Here is a 17282-nt window from a genome sequence, read left to right as displayed (position 1 = left end):
ACCAACACAGACCCATGAGCGGACACGGCGCCCCCACCATCGACCTCAGCACCCTCAACCCGGAGGCCAGCTCACAGCTGAAGCTGGCCATCGTTGCCGCCAGCTGGCACACCCAGATCATGGACGGCCTGGTTGACGGCGCCCTGCGCGCGGCCAAGGAGGCCGGCATCGCCGAGCCCGTCCTGCTGCGCGTTCCGGGCTCCTTCGAGCTCCCCGTCGCAGCGGCACGGCTGGCACCGCACTTTGACGCCGTCGTCGCACTCGGCGTCGTCATCCGCGGCGGCACGCCGCACTTCGACTACGTCTGCCAGGCCGCGACGTCGGGACTCACGGATGTCAGCGTCCGCACCGGTGTGCCGGTGGGCTTCGGCGTGCTCACCTGCGACACCGAGGAGCAGGGCCTGGACCGGGCCGGCCTGGCCGGTTCCTCCGAAGACAAGGGCCACGAGGCCGTCACCGCGGCGCTCGCCACGGCCTTGACCCTCAAGCAGTACGCATAGTTCCAAGGACTGCCGGTTCCAACGGCCGCCGGCCATGGGCCGAAGGGGATGCGGGTGTGTTATCACTCACATCCCCTTCGTCATGCAAGGCCCCGACACGCAGTGCCGGCCCGCGAGCAAGTAGTCTGGAGTGCGTGAAGAATTTCGAGACGCTGTTCGCAGAACTGAGTGAGAAAGCAGCGACCCGCCCGGCAGGCTCCCGTACCGTCGCCGAACTGGACTCCGGAATCCACGGCATCGGCAAGAAGGTCGTGGAAGAGGCCGCCGAAGTGTGGATGGCCGCCGAGTACGAATCCGACGACGCCGCCGCCGAGGAAATCTCCCAGCTGCTTTACCACCTGCAGGTCCTCATGCTCGCCAAGGGCCTCACCCTGGAAGACGTTTACAAGCATCTCTAGCCACGCCATTCCGCCGTCCGGGGCCCCGTCAATCAGACGGGCCGCCGGAAGCGGAACCCACCGCGTGGCCCGAGTGCCTGAAAACCATCCTTCCAACCAGAAAGTTTTCCATGCTGCGAGTAGCCGTCCCCAACAAGGGATCCCTGTCCGAAGCCGCCACGGCCATGCTGTCCGAGGCGGGATACCGCCAGCGCCGCGACACCCGCGAACTGGTCATGGTCGATCCCGACAACGACATTGAGTTCTTCTTCCTCCGCCCGCGCGACATCGCCGTGTACGTCGGCCAGGGAACCCTCGACGTCGGCATCACCGGCCGCGACCTCCTGCTGGACGCGCAGGTGGAAGCAGAGGAACTGCTTCCCCTCGGCTTTGCCGCCTCGACGTTCCGCTTCGCCGGCCCCGTTGGCGACTTCTCCGGCGTCGAGCAGCTTGAAGGCAAGCGCCTGGCCACCAGCTACGACGGCCTCCTGCGCGACTACCTCGCCGAGCGCGGCGTCAACGCCAAGGTGGTTCGCTTGGACGGTGCCGTGGAATCCTCCGTGCGGCTGGGCGTCGCGGACGCGATCGCCGACGTCGTCGAGACCGGCAACACGCTCAAGGCGGCCGGCATGGAAATCTTCGGCGAACCCATCCTCAAATCCGAAGCTGTGCTGATCCGCCGCACCGGTGAGGGCGGTGCCGCGAACGGCACGGCCAAGGAGATTGAGGTGCTCATCCGCCGCCTGCAGGGCGTCCTGGTGGCACGCCAGTACGTGCTGATGGACTACGACATCCGCAAGGAGCTCGTCGAGCAGGCCGCCGCACTGACCCCCGGCCTGGAATCGCCCACGGTTTCGCCGCTGCGCGACTCGGACTGGGTTGCCGTCCGCTCCATGGTTCCCAAGAAGGAAACCAACCGGATCATGGACGAGCTCTACGATCTCGGTGCCCGGGCCATCCTGGTCAGCAGCATCCACGCCTGCCGCATCTGAGCTGCCCCACCGGCAGGCGCGAGCAGTAGAACCCAAGAGCAGAATTCCAGGAGTACCCATGGCTGTAGCTGTACGAGTCATCCCGTGCCTCGATGTCGACGCGGGCCGCGTCGTCAAGGGCATCAACTTCGAGGGCCTTCGCGACGCCGGGGACCCGGTGGAGCTGGCGCACCGCTATGACAATGCAGGCGCCGACGAACTGACGTTCCTGGACGTCACGGCGTCCTCGGGCAACCGCGAAACCACCTTCGAGGTCGTCCGCCGCACCGCCGAGGAAGTCTTCATCCCCTTGACCGTGGGCGGCGGCGTCCGCGGTGTGGCCGAGGTGGACAAGCTCCTGCGCTTCGGTGCTGACAAGGCCTCCATCAACACCGCAGCCGTGGCCCGCCCGGACGTCATCGACGAAATCACCCGGCACTTCGGCTCACAGGTCCTGGTGCTCTCCGTGGATGCACGCCGCATCCGGCCCGGCTCCGAACCGACCCCGTCCGGTTTCGAGGTGACCACCCACGGCGGCCGCCAGGGGACCGGCATCGACGCCATCGCCTGGGCCAGGGAAGCCGCGGACCGCGGGGTGGGTGAAATCCTGCTCAACTCGATCGACGCCGACGGCACCAAGGACGGCTTCGACCTCGAGCTCATCCGCCTGGTCCGTGCGGCCGTCAACATCCCCATCATCGCCTCGGGCGGGGCCGGCGAGCCGGCACACTTCCCGCCCGCCGTCGAAGCAGGGGCCGACGCCGTCCTGGCCGCCTCGGTCTTCCACTTCGGCCCGGACGACATGATCTCCCAGGTCAAGACCGCCATCCGCGAGGCAGGCTTCGAGGTCCGCTAAGGCGTGTCTCCTAGGACTTCATCCGAGCAAAACGTCGGCGGGCCCACCGGATATCCGGTGGGCCCGCCGACGTTTTCGTGTCTACAGGGTCAGAGACCGATGTCGGCCGACTGCAGGAGCGCGACGGCGTCCGGCTGGCCTTCGAAGGTGACCAGCGCCTGGCGCGTGCGGCCGTGGGCGTGCATGAGCAGTTCGCCGGGCTCGCCGACAATGGCCACCGAGACCGGGGCGCGCTTGGCGACGTGGCGGGGGCCGGTGGGACGGACCAGGACGATGCCGAGGTCGACGCCGCGGTACAGGAAGGCCGCACGCTTGATGAGTTCATCCCAGAGCGCGTCGGAATACTCTTCGTCCAGTGCGCGCGGGGCCCAGCGGTCGCCGGCGCGGCGGATGTCCTCGGTGTGCACGAAGTACTCAATGAGATTGGAAGCTTCGTCGAGTGCCTTGATCTTCAGCGGCGAGAGGGCGCCGGGACCGGCGCGGAAGGCGTTCACGATCCCGGCGTAGTCCTCGGCGGTCTTGAGCTTGGCGGCCAGCTTCGCTGTCGCCTTGTCCGAGGCCTTGCCGAGCCGGGGGATCAGGAGTCCGACGCCCACGGAGGCTTTGCGCTCACGCAGGTACAGGTGCGCAGCAAGGTCGCGGGTCAGCCACCCTTTGCAGAGCGTGGCTGAGTCAGGACCGGCCGCCAGGAGTGTTTCGGCCAGTACTTCGCGGGAGGGATCGACGAAATGCATCACTTGTGAAACTAGCACGAGAGGACCTCTCTTGCGCACTGGAACCGCCGCAGAGTTTCGCCCTGTTGAAAGGCACTAGACTTGGTCTGATGTCTGAGCAGTCTGTCCCCAGCCCCACTCCCACCGCGGAGCTTTCCAGCAACCCCGAAAGCCCGCTTCCGCAGGAGATTGCCGTCGCGCTGAAGCGTGATTCCGCAGGACTGGTGGCCGCCATCGTCCAGCAGTACGACACCAACGAGGTGCTCATGCTCGGCTGGATGGACGATGAAGCGCTGAACCGCACCGTGACCACTGGTCGGGTGACGTTCTACTCGCGCTCCCGCCAGGAATACTGGCGCAAGGGCGACACCTCCGGGCACGCGCAATTCGTCAAGTCCGTTGCCCTCGACTGCGACGGCGATGCCCTGTTGATCCGTGTCGACCAGGTGGGCGCCGCATGCCACACCGGAACCCGGACCTGCTTCGATGACCGCAGCTTCGACGTCGTCACAGGCCACCGGGACCAGACAGGCCACCGGGACTAGTCCCCGCACCACATTCACACACGCACCACCACTGAGCAGAGGCGGAGAAGAATAGCCATGCAGGACCTTGGAATCATCAGCCCGGGCCTGGAAGAGTTCCGCGAACTCGCCCTCCACAGCCGTGTCATCCCCGTCCGGCTGAAGGTCCTGGCCGACGCCGAGACGCCGATCGGCCTCTACCGGAAGCTGGCCCAGGGGCAACCCGGCACGTTCCTGATGGAATCCGCCGCCGTGGGCGGCGCATGGTCCCGCTATTCCTTCATCGGCGCCCGTTCCCGCGCCACGCTGACCAGCAAGAACGGCCAGGCACACTGGATCGGCGAGCCGCCGGTGGGCGTGCCGGTGGACGGCAGCCCCGTGGATGCCGTCCGCGACACGGTCGCCGCACTGCAGACCGACCGTTTCGAAGGCCTTCCGCCGTTCACCTCCGGCCTGGTGGGATTCCTCGGCTGGGAAACCGTCCGCCACTGGGAAAAGCTCACGAGCCCACCCGAGGATGACCTGGACCTGCCGGAAATGGCGCTGAACCTTGTCACGGACATGGCCGTGCACGACAACATGGACGGCACCGTCCTGCTGATCGCGAACGCCATCAACTTTGACAACAGTTCCGAACGCGTGGACGATGCCTGGCACGACGCCGTGGCCCGCGTGAAGGCGCTGCTCGAACAGGTGAGCACGCCCGTGGCCCAGCCCGTCTCCGTGCTGGAAACGGCCGCCGTCGACTTTGCCTCCAGCGTCCAGGAACGCTGGGACGAGGACAAGTACATGGCCGCCCTGGACCGTGGCAAGGAGGCGATCGTCGACGGCGAGGTCTTCCAGGTGGTCATCTCGCGCCGCTTCGAAATGGAATGCGGCGCCGACCCCCTGGACGTCTACCGCGTGCTGCGCAACACCAACCCGAGCCCGTACATGTACATCTTCAGCCTCGAAGACTCCGCAGGCCGGGAGTACTCGATCGTCGGGTCTTCCCCGGAAGCCCTCGTCACCGTGCACGGCAACGAGGTCATCACGCACCCCATCGCCGGCTCGCGTCCCCGCGGCAAGACCGTGGAGGCGGACAAGGCCCTGGCCACGGAGCTGCTCGCCGACCAAAAGGAACGAGCCGAGCACCTCATGCTGGTGGACCTGTCCCGCAACGACCTCTCCAAGGTCTGCGTTGCCGGAACCGTGGACGTCACGCAGTTCATGGAAGTGGAGCGCTTCAGCCACATCATGCACCTCGTCTCCACCGTGGTGGGCGAGCTCGCCCCGAAGGCCACGGCCTACGATGTCCTGAAGGCGACGTTTCCGGCCGGCACGCTCTCCGGTGCGCCCAAGCCCCGGGCCCTGCGCCTGCTCGATGAGCTGGAACCGCACCGCCGCGGCATCTACGGCGGCGTGGTGGGGTACCTCGACTTCGCCGGGGACATGGACATGGCCATCGCCATCCGCTCCGCCCTGCTCCGCGAAGGCCGGGCCTACGTCCAGGCCGGCGGCGGGATCGTGGCGGACTCGCACAAGCCCGCAGAAGCCCTGGAAACCGTGAACAAGGCCGCCGCGCCGCTGCGCGCCGTCCACACGGCAGGCTCGCTGCGCAACATCTCGGCAGACTCCGTGCCGGCGGCCGGAGACAAGGCGGCCGGAGACGCCGCGGCCGGAAGCGCCGACGGCGGGACGCCCGCCCCATGAGCACCGCAATACCGGCAGGCTCCCCGACACCGGCAAGTTCAGCTGTCCGGCCGCCGCGCTGGGCGCGCAAGTCCACCCTGGTGCTCGTGACGGTGCTCCTGGCCCTCGCGGTCTTCGGCACCACCACCCAGAGCTGGATCGAGGTGCGCCTGGACCCCGCGGGCGCGTCCAGCAGCGACCTTCACGTTCAGGGCAGCAAGGCGGCCACGGCCGTGACGGCATTGGCGCTGGTGGCCCTGGCCGGCGGCCTGGCAGCTTCCATTGCCGGCCGGTTCTCGCGTTGGATCATCGCCGTGATCATCGCCCTCTCCGCGGCGGGCATCATCGCGGCCGCGGCCACCGTCCTGGCCGCCCCCCTCGCCGCCGCGCAGGGCTCGATTGCCGCTGCCACCGGGATTTCCGGCGGACAGGCTGCGGCGACCGCAACCGTCTTCCCGCTGCTCGCCGTCGTCGCGGCTTCCCTGTTGGCGGTCTGTGCCATGGTCCTCCCGCCGGCGGGCCGCCACTGGAAGACGCGCACCAAGTACGACGTCGCAGCACGCGCCCGGCAGGCCGGTACCGGCCCCGTCGACGAAATCGACAGCTGGGACAGCCTGTCACGCGGGGAAGACCCCACGTAGCGTCGATCCAGCAGAGCTTGTGCCGGCCCTCCGCAACAAAACGCGGTTCCCGGCGCTGACGTCGGACGATGTCTCGGCCGCCGTCAATAAATGGCAGAATGTAAGCAGTATTCGTCTTGAGGAGATTCCACATGAGCAAAACCACAGCGCCCGCTACCCACGCCCCCGTGACCACCGCCAGCCACGCTGACGCGATCGGCCACGGCAACAGCCCGGCAGCCTGGACCTGCGTGATTATCATGCTGGTTGGCGCACTGGTTTCCTCCATCGCCTACGTGATCGCCAGCACCCCGGTCTTCATCGGCGGCCTCGTGGTCATGGTCCTCGGCCTGCTGGCCGGCTGGGCCATGCGTAAGGCCGGTTACGGCGTGGGCGGCAGCAAGCTGAAGAACTCCGGCCACTGACCGTGACGGTTCTTGATGACATCATCGTTGGTGTCAGGGAGGACATGGAGTCCCGCCGCCGCCTGGTTTCACTCGCGGAACTGAAGGACCGTGCGGCGGCAGCAGCGCCGGCCCTGGACGCCTGGACCGCCCTCGGCGGCCCCTCGCCGAGCCGGGATGAGCTCAAGGTCATCGCGGAGATCAAGCGCCGCAGCCCGTCCAAGGGAGACCTCGCGTCGATCGCGGACCCGGCGTCCCTTGCCGTGCAGTACGCCGACGGCGGGGCCTCCGTGATCAGCGTGCTCACCGAACAGCGCCGTTTCGGCGGCAGCTTGGCCGACCTTGACGCGGTGCGCGCCGCCGTCGGGATCCCCCTGCTCCGCAAGGACTTCACGGTGGACGAGTACCAGATCTGGGAAGCCCGTGCCCACGGTGCCGACCTTATCCTGCTCATCGTTGCCGCACTCTCCGACGCACAGCTGAACGAGTTCAGCGCGCTCAGCCACGAACTCGGCATGAACGTCCTGGTGGAGACCCACACGGAAGAGGAAATCGAACGTGCCGTTGCCGCGCAGGCGCGCATCATCGGCGTCAACGTCCGCAACCTCAAAACGCTCGACGTCGACCGCTCGCTTTTCGGCTCCCTGGCCGGCCTGATTCCTGCCGAGGCAGTGATCGTGGCCGAGTCCGGTGTCCGCGGAGCCGACGACGTTTCGCACTACGCCGCGGGCGGCGCCAACGCCATCCTGGTGGGGGAGGCCCTGGTCAGTGACGCCACGCCGCGTGAGCGAATCGCTGAATTCAAGGCAGCCGGAGCCGCGGCCATCGCGGTCAGGAACTGAACCGGTGCGCCACACATGGCGTACCTTAAGCACGGCGACCGCCACGAGGCAGCCCGGACATTGATGCCCGCGGCTGCCTTGCGGCAACTGGAACTTATTCGATCGATGACTGGAACAGGACGGTGAGACTGATGGTGGACGCGCCAGCGGCCAACTCGGAAGAGAATGCGGCCGACGCATTCCTGCAAGGTGGCGTTTCGCTGCGGAACGCACCGGGGCCCTACTTCGGCCGCTACGGCGGCCGTTGGATGCCCGAGTCCCTCATTGCCGCCCTTGACGAGGTCCAGCACACGTTCGAGAAGGCCAAGGCTGATCCGGAGTTCCTGGCGCAGCTGAACGACCTGAACAAGAACTACTCGGGCAGGCCGTCCCTGCTTACGGAGGCCAAGCGCTTCTCCGAGCACGCCGGCGGCGCCAGGATCTTCCTCAAGCGCGAAGACCTCAACCACACCGGTTCGCACAAGATCAACAACGTCCTGGGGCAGGCCCTGCTGGCCAAGCGCATGGGCAAGACCCGCGTCATCGCCGAAACCGGTGCCGGGCAGCACGGCGTGGCCAGCGCCACCGCCGCCGCCCTGCTGGGCCTCGAATGCGTTGTCTACATGGGCGCCGAGGACTGCCGCCGGCAGGCCCTGAACGTGGCCCGCATGCAGCTCCTGGGCGCAACCGTGGTCCCCGTGACCAACGGGTCCCAGACGCTCAAGGACGCCATCAACGATGCCCTCCGCGACTGGGTCTCCAATGTGGAGAACACCCACTACCTGCTGGGCACCGCGGCCGGGGCCCACCCGTTCCCGGCCATGGTCCGCTTCTTCCACGAGGTCATCGGCGTGGAAGCCCGCGCCCAGATCCTTGAGCAGACCGGCAAGCTGCCCGACGCCGTCTGCGCCTGCATCGGCGGCGGCTCCAACGCGATCGGCATCTTCCACAGCTTCCTGGATGACGCCTCCGTGAAGATCTACGGCTTCGAGGCAGGCGGTGACGGCGTCGACACCGGCCGCCACGCCGCAGCCATCACGCTCGGCCGCCCCGGCGTGCTGCACGGCGCCCGTTCCTACCTCATGCAGGACGAGGACGGCCAGACCATCGAATCGCACTCGATTTCGGCCGGCCTGGACTACCCGAGCGTGGGCCCCGAGCACTCGTACCTCGCCGACATCGGCCGTGTCACGTACGAGCCCATCACGGACACCGAAGCCATGGATGCCTTCCGCCTCCTGTGCCGCACTGAGGGCATCCTTCCCGCGATCGAGTCCTCGCACGCCCTGGCTGGCGCCATCAAGGTGGGCCAGCGGCTCACGGAGGGCAAGGCCGACCCATCCGAGGTCACCATCATCGTGAACCTGTCCGGCCGCGGCGACAAGGACGTCGAAACGGCCGCCGCCTGGTTCGACATGCTGGATGAGGAAGGCAACGTCAAGGGCACCACCCTCTCCACCCGCAAGCCCAAGGGCCCGGCCGAGCGCGCAGCCGAAGCCGGCGCTGCAGACGTCAAAGAGGACCAGAACTGATGACTGAACAGATCACGAGCAAGTCCGCAGCGGCCATCGACCGCGCCAAGGCCGAGGGCCGTGCGGCCCTGATCGGCTACCTGCCGGCCGGCTACCCCAGCGTGCAGGCCAGCATCGACGCCGGCATCGCCATGGCCCGCAACGGCGCCGACCTCATCGAAATCGGCATCCCGTACTCGGACCCCGTCATGGACGGCCCTGTCATCCAGGCGGCCACCACCGAGGCGATCGCCAGCGGCTTCCGCGTGGCCAGCGTCTTCGATGTGGTCGCCGGCATCACGGCGGCCACCGATGTTGCCGTGCTGGTCATGACCTACTGGAACCCCGTCATGCGCATGGGCGTGGACGAATTCTCCCGCCGCCTGGCCGAAGCCGGGGGAGCGGGCCTCATCACGCCGGACCTCATCCCCGATGAAGCCTCCGAATGGTTTGCAGCCTCGGACAAGTACGGCCTGGACCGCGTGTTCCTCGTGGCGCCCTCATCCACCCCGGAACGCCTTGCCATGACCGTCAAGGCCAGCCGGGGCTTCGTCTACGCCGTCTCCATCATGGGCGTCACCGGAACCCGCCAGTCCGTCAGCAGCAGCGCCGAGAAAGTCGTCGCCAACACGCACGCCGCCGGCGCGGAACGCGTCTGCGTGGGCCTGGGCGTCTCGAACGCGGACCACGTCCGCGAGATCGCAGCCTACGCCGACGGCGTGATCGTCGGCACCGCGCTGGTCGCGGCCATCCGCGACGGCGGCGTGGACGCCGTCGGGCAGCTCACCAAGAACCTCAGCGCCGGCCTGACCAGGGAAGAAGCCTAAACGATGCAGACAGTCCTCCACGTAGCGGCAATGGCTCCACTGAGCATTCCGAGCCCTGATTGGTCCGGATTCGATATTCCGCTGCCGTGGGGGACTCTGCGTATCCACGCTTACGCCCTGTGCATCCTGGCGGGCATCGTCATCGGCCTGTGGCTGACGTCGGCGCGCTGGAAGGGCCGCGGCACCCCGGAAGGCAGCCTGTGGGACATCGCCATCTGGGCGGTTCCCTTCGGCATCATCGGCGGCCGCCTCTACCATGTGTTCTCCTCGCCCGATGCCTACTTCGGCCCCGGCTTCGATGGCACCGGCGACCTCTCGCTCATTCCGCAGATCCAGCGCGGCGGGCTGGGAATCTGGGGCGCCGTGGTGCTGGGCGTCTTCGGTGCCTGGATCGGCTGCCGCCGCGCCGGCGTGAAGCTCACGGCTTTCCTTGATGCGGCGGCCCCGGGCCTGCTGCTCGCCCAGGCGATCGGCCGCTGGGGCAACTGGTTTAACCAGGAACTCTTCGGTGCCCCCACCACCCTGCCGTGGGGCCTGCAGATCGATCCCGCCAACGCCAATTTCCCGTCGGGCATGCCCACGGACACGCTGTTCCATCCGACGTTCCTGTATGAATCCCTGTGGAACCTGGTTGGCGTCGCGCTGCTGCTGGTCCTGGACCGCAGGTTCCACTTCCGCCGGGGACGCCTGTTCTGGCTTTACGCCATGTACTACACGCTGGGCCGCGTCTGGATTGAAGCCCTGCGGATCGACGACGCCGAGCAGGTCACCCTCTTCGGCATCACCACCCGCCTCAACGTCTGGACCAGCATCCTGGTGTTCGTGGTTGCACTGGCCGTGTTCATCGTGATGGGCCTCAAGGGCCGGCCGGAACCGGACACCGCCTACTTGCCTGGGCACGGGCCCGACGCCGCAGTGGGCAGCGTCACTGGCCATGATGCGGGCGGATCTGTTTCCGGGGAGGGTGTGCATGGTAATCTGCGAGATGAGAAAAGCGATCCAGGCCACATTGTCGAGCCCCGGGAAGCAGCTGAGAAACCCGCGGCCGGCACTACGCCGGATGCGGGAACGGCTGGAGTCACCGGCGGCAAAACGCCAGGATCCGCCCCGGAAGCTGACGACACCAAGTAGTCGAGCCCGGCAGAGGGCCGCAGAGTCACCACTCCTTGGGCCCGCCGTCCACAATGGCGTGGCACCCCGGCATACCGGAAGGTGCACATAGCTGCCCCCCGGTCAAGCCAAGGCCAGTGGTCGCGTAACTCTTCGTTGCGTCTGTCCTACTGGCCTACACTTCCAATAAAACAAGCGCTTTGTTGTGCCCGTCACAGGGCGGGGCAAAGTGGGGCCAACGTTGTCCCTTCCAACGCACGATCACGAGGAAGGACGTCTTCCATGACCCATCTTCATAACCCCGGTTGGTCCGAAAAGGCCGGCTCCGAGGGGACCATCTCTCCGTTCAAGCGCTTCGCCGCGCTTCCGGAGGCCCAGGGTCTGTACAACCCGGACAAGGAAAAGGACGCCTGCGGCCTGGCCATCATTGCCACGCTCCGCGGCGAGCCGGGATACGACATCGTGGAAGCGGCACTGACGGCCCTCCGCAACCTTGAACACCGTGGCGCCGTCGGCGCTGACGAAGGCACCGGTGACGGCGCCGGGCTCCTCATGCAGGTTCCCGACGAATTCTTCCGCGCCGTCACCGAATTCGAACTGCCGGCTCCCGGCCAGTACGTCGTCGGAACGGCCTTCCTGCCCGCTGAATCCCGTGAGGCCGAGACGGCCAAGGCCGGCATCGAAGCACTGGCGGCCGACGAAGGCCTGACCGTGCTCGGCTGGCGCGAAGTCCCCGTGGTGGCGGACCTGGTCGGAGCCATGGCCCGCGCCTGCATGCCGTACTTCTCGCAGCCCTTCTTCGTATCGGCCACCGGCGAGCAGCTGGAACGCAACGAGATCGACTCCCGTGCCTGGCGCATCCGCAAGCGTGCCCAGAACAAGTTCGGCGTCTATTTCCCCTCGCTGTCCTCGCGCACCATCGTCTACAAGGGCATGCTGACCACCGCCCAGCTGGAACCGTTCTACCCGGACCTCTCGGACAAGCGCTTCAAGACCAAGTTGGCGATCGTCCACTCGCGCTTCTCCACGAACACGTTCCCGTCGTGGCCGCTGGCCCAGCCGTTCCGTACCATCGCCCACAACGGTGAGATCAACACCGTCAAAGGCAACCGGAACTGGATGCGCGCCCGCCAGTCGCAGCTGGCCAACCCGCTGCTGGGCGACACCCCGGAAGAGCTCTACCCGATCTGTACCCCGGGTGCTTCCGACTCCGCGTCCTTCGACGAGGTCGCCGAACTGCTGTGGCTCTCCGGCCGCCCCATCACGCACTCGATCATGATGATGATCCCCGAGGCCTGGGAAAACCACGCCACGATGGACCCGGCCCGCCGCGCCTTCTACGAGTACCACTCGCTGCTCATGGAGCCGTGGGACGGACCGGCCGCCGTGTCCTTCACCGACGGCAACCTCGTGGGCGCCACCCTGGACCGCAACGGCCTGCGCCCCGGCCGCTACTGGATCACCGAGGACGGCCTGATCGTCTTCGCCTCCGAGGTGGGCGTGATCGACGTCGAGCCCGCCAAGGTGGTCAAGAAGGGCCGTGTTGCCCCGGGCAAGATGTTCCTGGTGGACACCGGCTCGGGCAGGATCATCGACGACGCCGAGGTCAAGGCCGAGGTGGCCGCTGCCAACCCCTGGGCCGAATGGCTCAAGGACAACCTGATCGACCTCAAGGACCTGCCGGAGCGCGAGCATGTGGTCCACACGGCCGCGTCCGTCAACATCCGCCAGCGGACCTTCGGCTACACCACCGAGGAACTGAAGATCCTCCTCGGCCCCATGTCCCGCACCGGTGCCGAGCCCCTCGGCGCCATGGGTTCGGACACCCCGGTGGCCGTGCTCTCCAAGCGCCCGCGCCTGCTGTTCGACTACTTCGTGCAGTCCTTCGCGCAGGTCACCAACCCGCCGCTGGACGCCATCCGCGAGGAACTCGTCACCTCGCTCAAGTGCGCCATCGGTCCGAACGGCAACCTTCTGGACGTCAACCAGGTCCGCCAGCCGCAGATCTCGCTGCCGTTCCCCGTGATCAACAACGACCAGCTCGCCAAGATCGCGAACATCGAAAACGCCGACGGCGACAAGGTCGCCATGAAGGTGCGCGGCCTCTACCGCCCCGAAGGTGGCGAAGCGGCCCTGCGTGCGCGCCTGACGGAAATCTGCGAGCAGGTTTCCGGCGCCATTAACCGCGGCGTGCAGTACATCGTGCTCTCCGACCGTGACTCCAACGCACAGTGGGCGCCGATCCCGTCCCTCCTGCTGACCAGCGCCGTGCACCACCACCTGCTCCGCAGCGCCAACCGCACCAAGACCGCACTGGTGGTCGAGGCCGGCGACGTCCGCGAGACGCACCACGTGGCCGTGCTGGTGGGCTTCGGCGCCTCCGCCGTCAACCCCTACCTGGCCATGGAATCGGTCGAACAGCTGATCACCACCGGCGAAGTGGTGGGTGTGACCCCGGAGGACGGCGTCTACAACCTGATCAAGGGCCTCGGCAAGGGTGTCCTGAAGATCATGTCCAAGATGGGCATCTCCACGGTGGCCTCTTACTGCGGCGCCCAGACCTTCGAGGCACTGGGCCTGTCCCAGGAACTCGTGGACGAATTCTTCTCCGGCACGCACTCCCAGCTGGGCGGCGTGGGCCTGGACGTCATCGCTGCCGAGGTCTCGGCACGCCACCAGATGGCCTACCCCGAGGGCGGCATAGAGCACCCGCACCGCCCGCTCCTGGGCGGCGGCGAATACCAGTGGCGCCGCGACGGCGAACCGCACCTCTTCAGCCCGGAGACGGTCTTCCGCCTGCAGCACGCCACCCGCGAACGCCGGTACGACATCTTCAAGGCCTACACCAAGGGCATTGACGACCAGTCCGAGAACCTGATGACCCTGCGCGGCCTGCTCAAGTTCAAGACCGGGCTGCGTCCTGCGGTGCCGCTCGAGGAAGTCGAATCGGTTTCCAGCATCGTCAAGCGCTTCTCCACCGGAGCCATGAGCTACGGTTCCATTTCCAAGGAAGCGCACGAGACCCTCGCGATCGCCATGAACCGGCTGGGCGCCAAGTCCAACACCGGCGAGGGCGGCGAGGACGTCGACCGTCTCCTGGATCCCGAGCGCCGCTCGGCGATCAAGCAGATCGCTTCCGGGCGCTTCGGTGTCACCAGCCTGTACCTGACAAACGCCGAAGACATCCAGATCAAGATGGCGCAGGGTGCCAAGCCGGGTGAAGGCGGCCAGCTCATGGCCCAGAAGGTCTACCCCTGGGTGGCCCGGACCCGTCACTCGACCCCCGGCGTCGGGCTCATCTCCCCGCCCCCGCACCACGACATCTACTCGATCGAAGACCTAGCGCAGCTCATCTACGATGCCAAGCGCGCCAACCCTTCGGCCCGTGTGCATGTCAAGCTCGTCTCCGAGGTGGGCATCGGCACGGTGGCGTCCGGCGTCACCAAGGCGAAGGCCGACGTCGTGCTGGTTTCCGGCCACGACGGCGGAACCGGCGCCTCGCCGCTGAACTCGCTCAAGCACGCCGGTGTGCCCTGGGAACTCGGCCTTGCCGAAACCCAGCAGACCCTCATGCTCAACGGCCTGCGCGACCGCGTGGTGGTGCAGGTGGACGGCCAGCTCAAGACCGGCCGCGACGTGGTCATCGCCGCGCTCCTGGGCGGCGAAGAGTACGGTTTTGCCACCGCACCGCTGGTGGTCTCCGGCTGCATCATGATGCGCGTCTGCCACTTGGACACCTGCCCCGTCGGCGTTGCCACGCAGAACCCTGAGCTGCGCTCCCGGTTCAACGGCAAGCCCGAATTCGTGGTCAACTTCTTCGAGTTCCTCGCTGAGGAAGTCCGCGAGATCCTCGCCGAGCTCGGTTTCCGCAGCCTGGCGGAGGCGATCGGCCATGCCGAAATGCTCGACTCCCGTGAGGCGATCAACCACTGGAAGGCCGAAGGCCTCGACCTGGACCCGATCCTGCACGGGCTCGAGTTCGACGACGATGTGCCGCTGCGCAACATGACCGGCCAGAACCACGAGCTGGACAAGCACTTCGACCAGCGACTGATCGGGATGGCCGCAGAAGCACTCAGCGACCGCACCCCTGTCAAGATCTCGGTGGACGTCATCAACACGGACCGTTCCGTGGGAACCATGCTGGGCCACGTGGTGACCAAGACGTTCAGCACTGACGTGCTGGCCACGGACACCATCGACGTCACGCTGAAGGGGACCGCGGGCCAGTCCCTCGGCGCCTTCCTGCCCGCGGGCATCACCCTGCGCATGTTCGGTGACTCCAATGACTACGTGGGCAAGGGCCTCTCCGGCGGACGGATCATCGTCCGCCCGGACCGCACCAACGTGTTCCAGGCGGAGCGGAACGTGATCGCGGGCAACGTGATCGGCTATGGCGCCACCAGCGGCGAGATGTTCCTGCGCGGCCAGGTGGGCGAACGCTTCCTGGTGCGCAACTCCGGCGCCACCGCCGTCGTCGAGGGCATCGGCGACCACGGCTGTGAGTACATGACCGGCGGCCAGACCCTGATCATCGGCCGCACGGGACGCAACTTCGGCGCCGGCATGTCCGGCGGTACGGCCTATGTGCTGGACCTGCAGCCGGCCCGCGTCAACAAGGATGCGCTGGACTCCGGCGAACTCCAGCTCCTCGAGCTGGATGCCGAAGACCGCGACATCGTCCACGGCCTCCTCGTCAAGCACGTCGAGGAAACCGAATCCGTCCTGGCGGGCCGCCTGCTCGAAAACTTCGACGATACCGCAGCCCGCATCACCAAAGTACTGCCGCGCGACTACGCCGCAGTCCTGCAAACCCGTCTCGACGCCATCGAAGAGGGCCTTGACCCCGACGGCGAAGAAGTATGGTCTCGAATCCTGGAGGTAACCGGTGGCTGATCCACGCGGATTTCTGAAAGTCCGGCAGCGCGAAACGCAGCCACGCCGTCCCGTTCCCGTCCGCATCATGGACTGGAAGGAAGTGTACGAAGCCCAGGACAAGGGCGTGCTGAAGAGCCAGGCCGGCCGCTGCATGGACTGCGGCGTCCCCTTCTGCCACCAGGGCTGCCCGCTGGGCAACCTGATCCCGGAGTGGAACGACCTCACGTGGCGCGGCAAGGGCGAGGACGCAATTGAACGCCTGCACGCCACGAACAACTTCCCGGAGTTCACGGGCCGCCTGTGCCCTGCGCCCTGCGAGGCGTCCTGCGTGCTGGGAATCAACCAGCCCGCCGTGACCATCAAGCAGGTCGAGGTCTCCATCATTGACGAAGCCTTCGACAACGACTGGGTCCAGCCGCTCCCGCCGATGCGCCTCACCGGCAAGACGGTGGCCGTCGTCGGCTCCGGTCCCGCCGGCTTGGCTGTGGCACAGCAGCTGACCCGGGTCGGCCACACCGTCGCCGTCTACGAGCGCGACGACAAGATCGGCGGCCTCCTGCGCTACGGCATCCCCGACTTCAAGATGGAGAAGGAACAGGTGGACCGCCGCCTGGAGCAGATGAAGGCCGAAGGCACCCGTTTCCGCACCGGCGTCGCCGTCGGTACGGATGTCACCTGGGAGCAGCTGCGCCGCCGCTACGACGCCGTGGTTATCGCCACCGGTGCCACGGTGCCGCGCGACCTACCGATTCCGGGCCGCGGCCTGGAGGGCGTGCACTACGCCATGGACTACCTGGTCCCCGCGAACCGCGTGGTGGCCGGCGAGACCGTGGAGAACCAGATCAACGCCAAGGGCAAGCACGTGGTGATCCTCGGCGGTGGCGACACCGGTGCCGACTGCCTCGGCACCGCCCACCGCCACGGTGCGTCCTCTGTGACCACCCTGGCGATCGGCAAGCAGCCGCCGCTGGAGCGTGCCGCGAACCAGCCCTGGCCAACGTTCCCCACCCTGTTCGAGGTCGCCAGCGCCCACGAAGAAGGCGGCGAGCGGACCTACCTGGCTTCCACCGTGGAGTTCGTCGGCGAAAACGGCAAGCTCACCGGCGTCAAGGTTGCCGAAACGGAATTCGTGGACGGCAAGCGCCTGCCCAAGGCCGGAACCGAGCGGATCATCCCCGCGGACCTGGTGTTCCTGAGCCTCGGCTTCACCGGCGCCGAATCGGCCGGCATCACGGAGCAGGTCAGCGCCGAGTTCGACCGCCGCGGCAACGTGGCACGCGATGGCTACTACATGACGAACACCGAAGGTGTGTTCGTGGCCGGCGACGCCGGACGCGGACAGTCCCTGATCGTCTGGGCCATCGCGGAAGGCCGCGCCTGCGCGGCCGCCGTCGACAAGTTCCTCATGGGCAGCACCATTCTCCCGGCTCCGGTGGCCCCCACCGACCGCGCCATCTCGGTCTTATAGGACCGGCAGGAACGACCATTCAACTCAACCA

The 17282-nt window shown here is 67.1% G+C and carries 15 protein-coding genes; 14 read left to right on the top strand and 1 reads right to left on the bottom strand.

Annotated elements, in window-relative coordinates:
• Nucleotides 1-14: 14 nt before the first annotated feature.
• From ribH to hisF, 4 genes are all read left to right on the top strand, one after another.
• Complete coding sequence (gene ribH, locus J1902_RS07495) at nucleotides 15-500, top strand: 6,7-dimethyl-8-ribityllumazine synthase (RefSeq protein WP_207615629.1); 486 nt, start codon at nucleotides 15-17, stop codon at nucleotides 498-500.
• A 134-nt stretch (nucleotides 501-634) separates the two neighbouring features.
• Nucleotides 635-898: a phosphoribosyl-ATP diphosphatase gene (locus J1902_RS07490; RefSeq protein WP_207615628.1), complete on the top strand. Its 264-nt coding sequence runs from the start codon at nucleotides 635-637 to the stop codon at nucleotides 896-898.
• Between the two features lie 110 nt (nucleotides 899-1008).
• The gene (hisG, locus tag J1902_RS07485; RefSeq protein WP_207615627.1) at nucleotides 1009-1869 is read left to right on the top strand and encodes an ATP phosphoribosyltransferase; all 861 of its coding nucleotides are present in this window, start codon (nucleotides 1009-1011) and stop codon (nucleotides 1867-1869) included.
• A gap of 58 nt (nucleotides 1870-1927) precedes the next feature.
• The gene (gene hisF, locus J1902_RS07480; protein ID WP_207615626.1) at nucleotides 1928-2704 is read left to right on the top strand and encodes an imidazole glycerol phosphate synthase subunit HisF; all 777 of its coding nucleotides are present in this window, start codon (nucleotides 1928-1930) and stop codon (nucleotides 2702-2704) included.
• 89 nt (nucleotides 2705-2793) lie between these two features.
• Here hisF and J1902_RS07475 read toward each other — a convergent pair whose 3' ends face one another.
• Nucleotides 2794-3438, bottom strand: coding sequence for a TIGR03085 family metal-binding protein (locus J1902_RS07475; RefSeq protein ID WP_207615625.1), 645 nt, complete (start codon nucleotides 3436-3438; stop codon nucleotides 2794-2796).
• An 89-nt stretch (nucleotides 3439-3527) separates the two neighbouring features.
• On the opposite strand from J1902_RS07475, the gene hisI reads away from it, so the two are divergent.
• From hisI to J1902_RS07425, 10 genes are all read left to right on the top strand, one after another.
• Nucleotides 3528-3962: a phosphoribosyl-AMP cyclohydrolase gene (gene hisI / locus J1902_RS07470; RefSeq protein WP_207615624.1), complete on the top strand. Its 435-nt coding sequence runs from the start codon at nucleotides 3528-3530 to the stop codon at nucleotides 3960-3962.
• Nucleotides 3963-4019: 57 nt separating this feature from the next.
• Nucleotides 4020-5633: an anthranilate synthase component I gene (locus J1902_RS07465; protein WP_242701728.1), complete on the top strand. Its 1614-nt coding sequence runs from the start codon at nucleotides 4020-4022 to the stop codon at nucleotides 5631-5633.
• Nucleotides 5630-6253 carry a Trp biosynthesis-associated membrane protein gene (locus tag J1902_RS07460; RefSeq protein WP_207615623.1) on the top strand — a complete coding sequence of 208 codons (624 nt, stop codon included), beginning with the start codon at nucleotides 5630-5632 and terminating at the stop codon, nucleotides 6251-6253. Before J1902_RS07465 ends, J1902_RS07460 begins: the two co-directional genes overlap by 4 nt.
• Nucleotides 6254-6384: 131 nt before the next feature.
• Nucleotides 6385-6657 (top strand): HGxxPAAW family protein, encoded by a 273-nt coding sequence (locus J1902_RS07455; protein ID WP_207615622.1) that lies wholly within the window; start codon nucleotides 6385-6387, stop codon nucleotides 6655-6657.
• A gap of 2 nt (nucleotides 6658-6659) precedes the next feature.
• Entirely contained in the window at nucleotides 6660-7478 is an 819-nt protein-coding gene (trpC, locus tag J1902_RS07450; protein WP_207615621.1) for an indole-3-glycerol phosphate synthase TrpC, read from the top strand.
• A gap of 131 nt (nucleotides 7479-7609) precedes the next feature.
• Nucleotides 7610-8989 (top strand): tryptophan synthase subunit beta, encoded by a 1380-nt coding sequence (gene trpB / locus J1902_RS07445; protein ID WP_207615620.1) that lies wholly within the window; start codon nucleotides 7610-7612, stop codon nucleotides 8987-8989.
• Entirely contained in the window at nucleotides 8989-9795 is an 807-nt protein-coding gene (trpA, locus tag J1902_RS07440; protein WP_207615619.1) for a tryptophan synthase subunit alpha, read from the top strand. Before trpB ends, trpA begins: the two co-directional genes overlap by 1 nt.
• A gap of 3 nt (nucleotides 9796-9798) precedes the next feature.
• Nucleotides 9799-10926, top strand: coding sequence for a prolipoprotein diacylglyceryl transferase (gene lgt, locus J1902_RS07435; RefSeq protein WP_207615618.1), 1128 nt, complete (start codon nucleotides 9799-9801; stop codon nucleotides 10924-10926).
• Between the two features lie 261 nt (nucleotides 10927-11187).
• Nucleotides 11188-15801 carry a glutamate synthase large subunit gene (gltB, locus tag J1902_RS07430; RefSeq protein ID WP_207615617.1) on the top strand — a complete coding sequence of 1538 codons (4614 nt, stop codon included), beginning with the start codon at nucleotides 11188-11190 and terminating at the stop codon, nucleotides 15799-15801.
• Nucleotides 15794-17251: a glutamate synthase subunit beta gene (locus tag J1902_RS07425; RefSeq protein ID WP_207615616.1), complete on the top strand. Its 1458-nt coding sequence runs from the start codon at nucleotides 15794-15796 to the stop codon at nucleotides 17249-17251. Before gltB ends, J1902_RS07425 begins: the two co-directional genes overlap by 8 nt.
• The last annotated feature ends 31 nt before the right edge of the window (nucleotides 17252-17282 follow it).

The sequence above is a fragment of the Arthrobacter cavernae genome (assembly GCF_017368795.1).
GTDB lineage: Bacteria > Actinomycetota > Actinomycetes > Actinomycetales > Micrococcaceae > Arthrobacter > Arthrobacter cavernae.
This window is presented reverse-complemented; position numbering and strand designations above follow the sequence as displayed.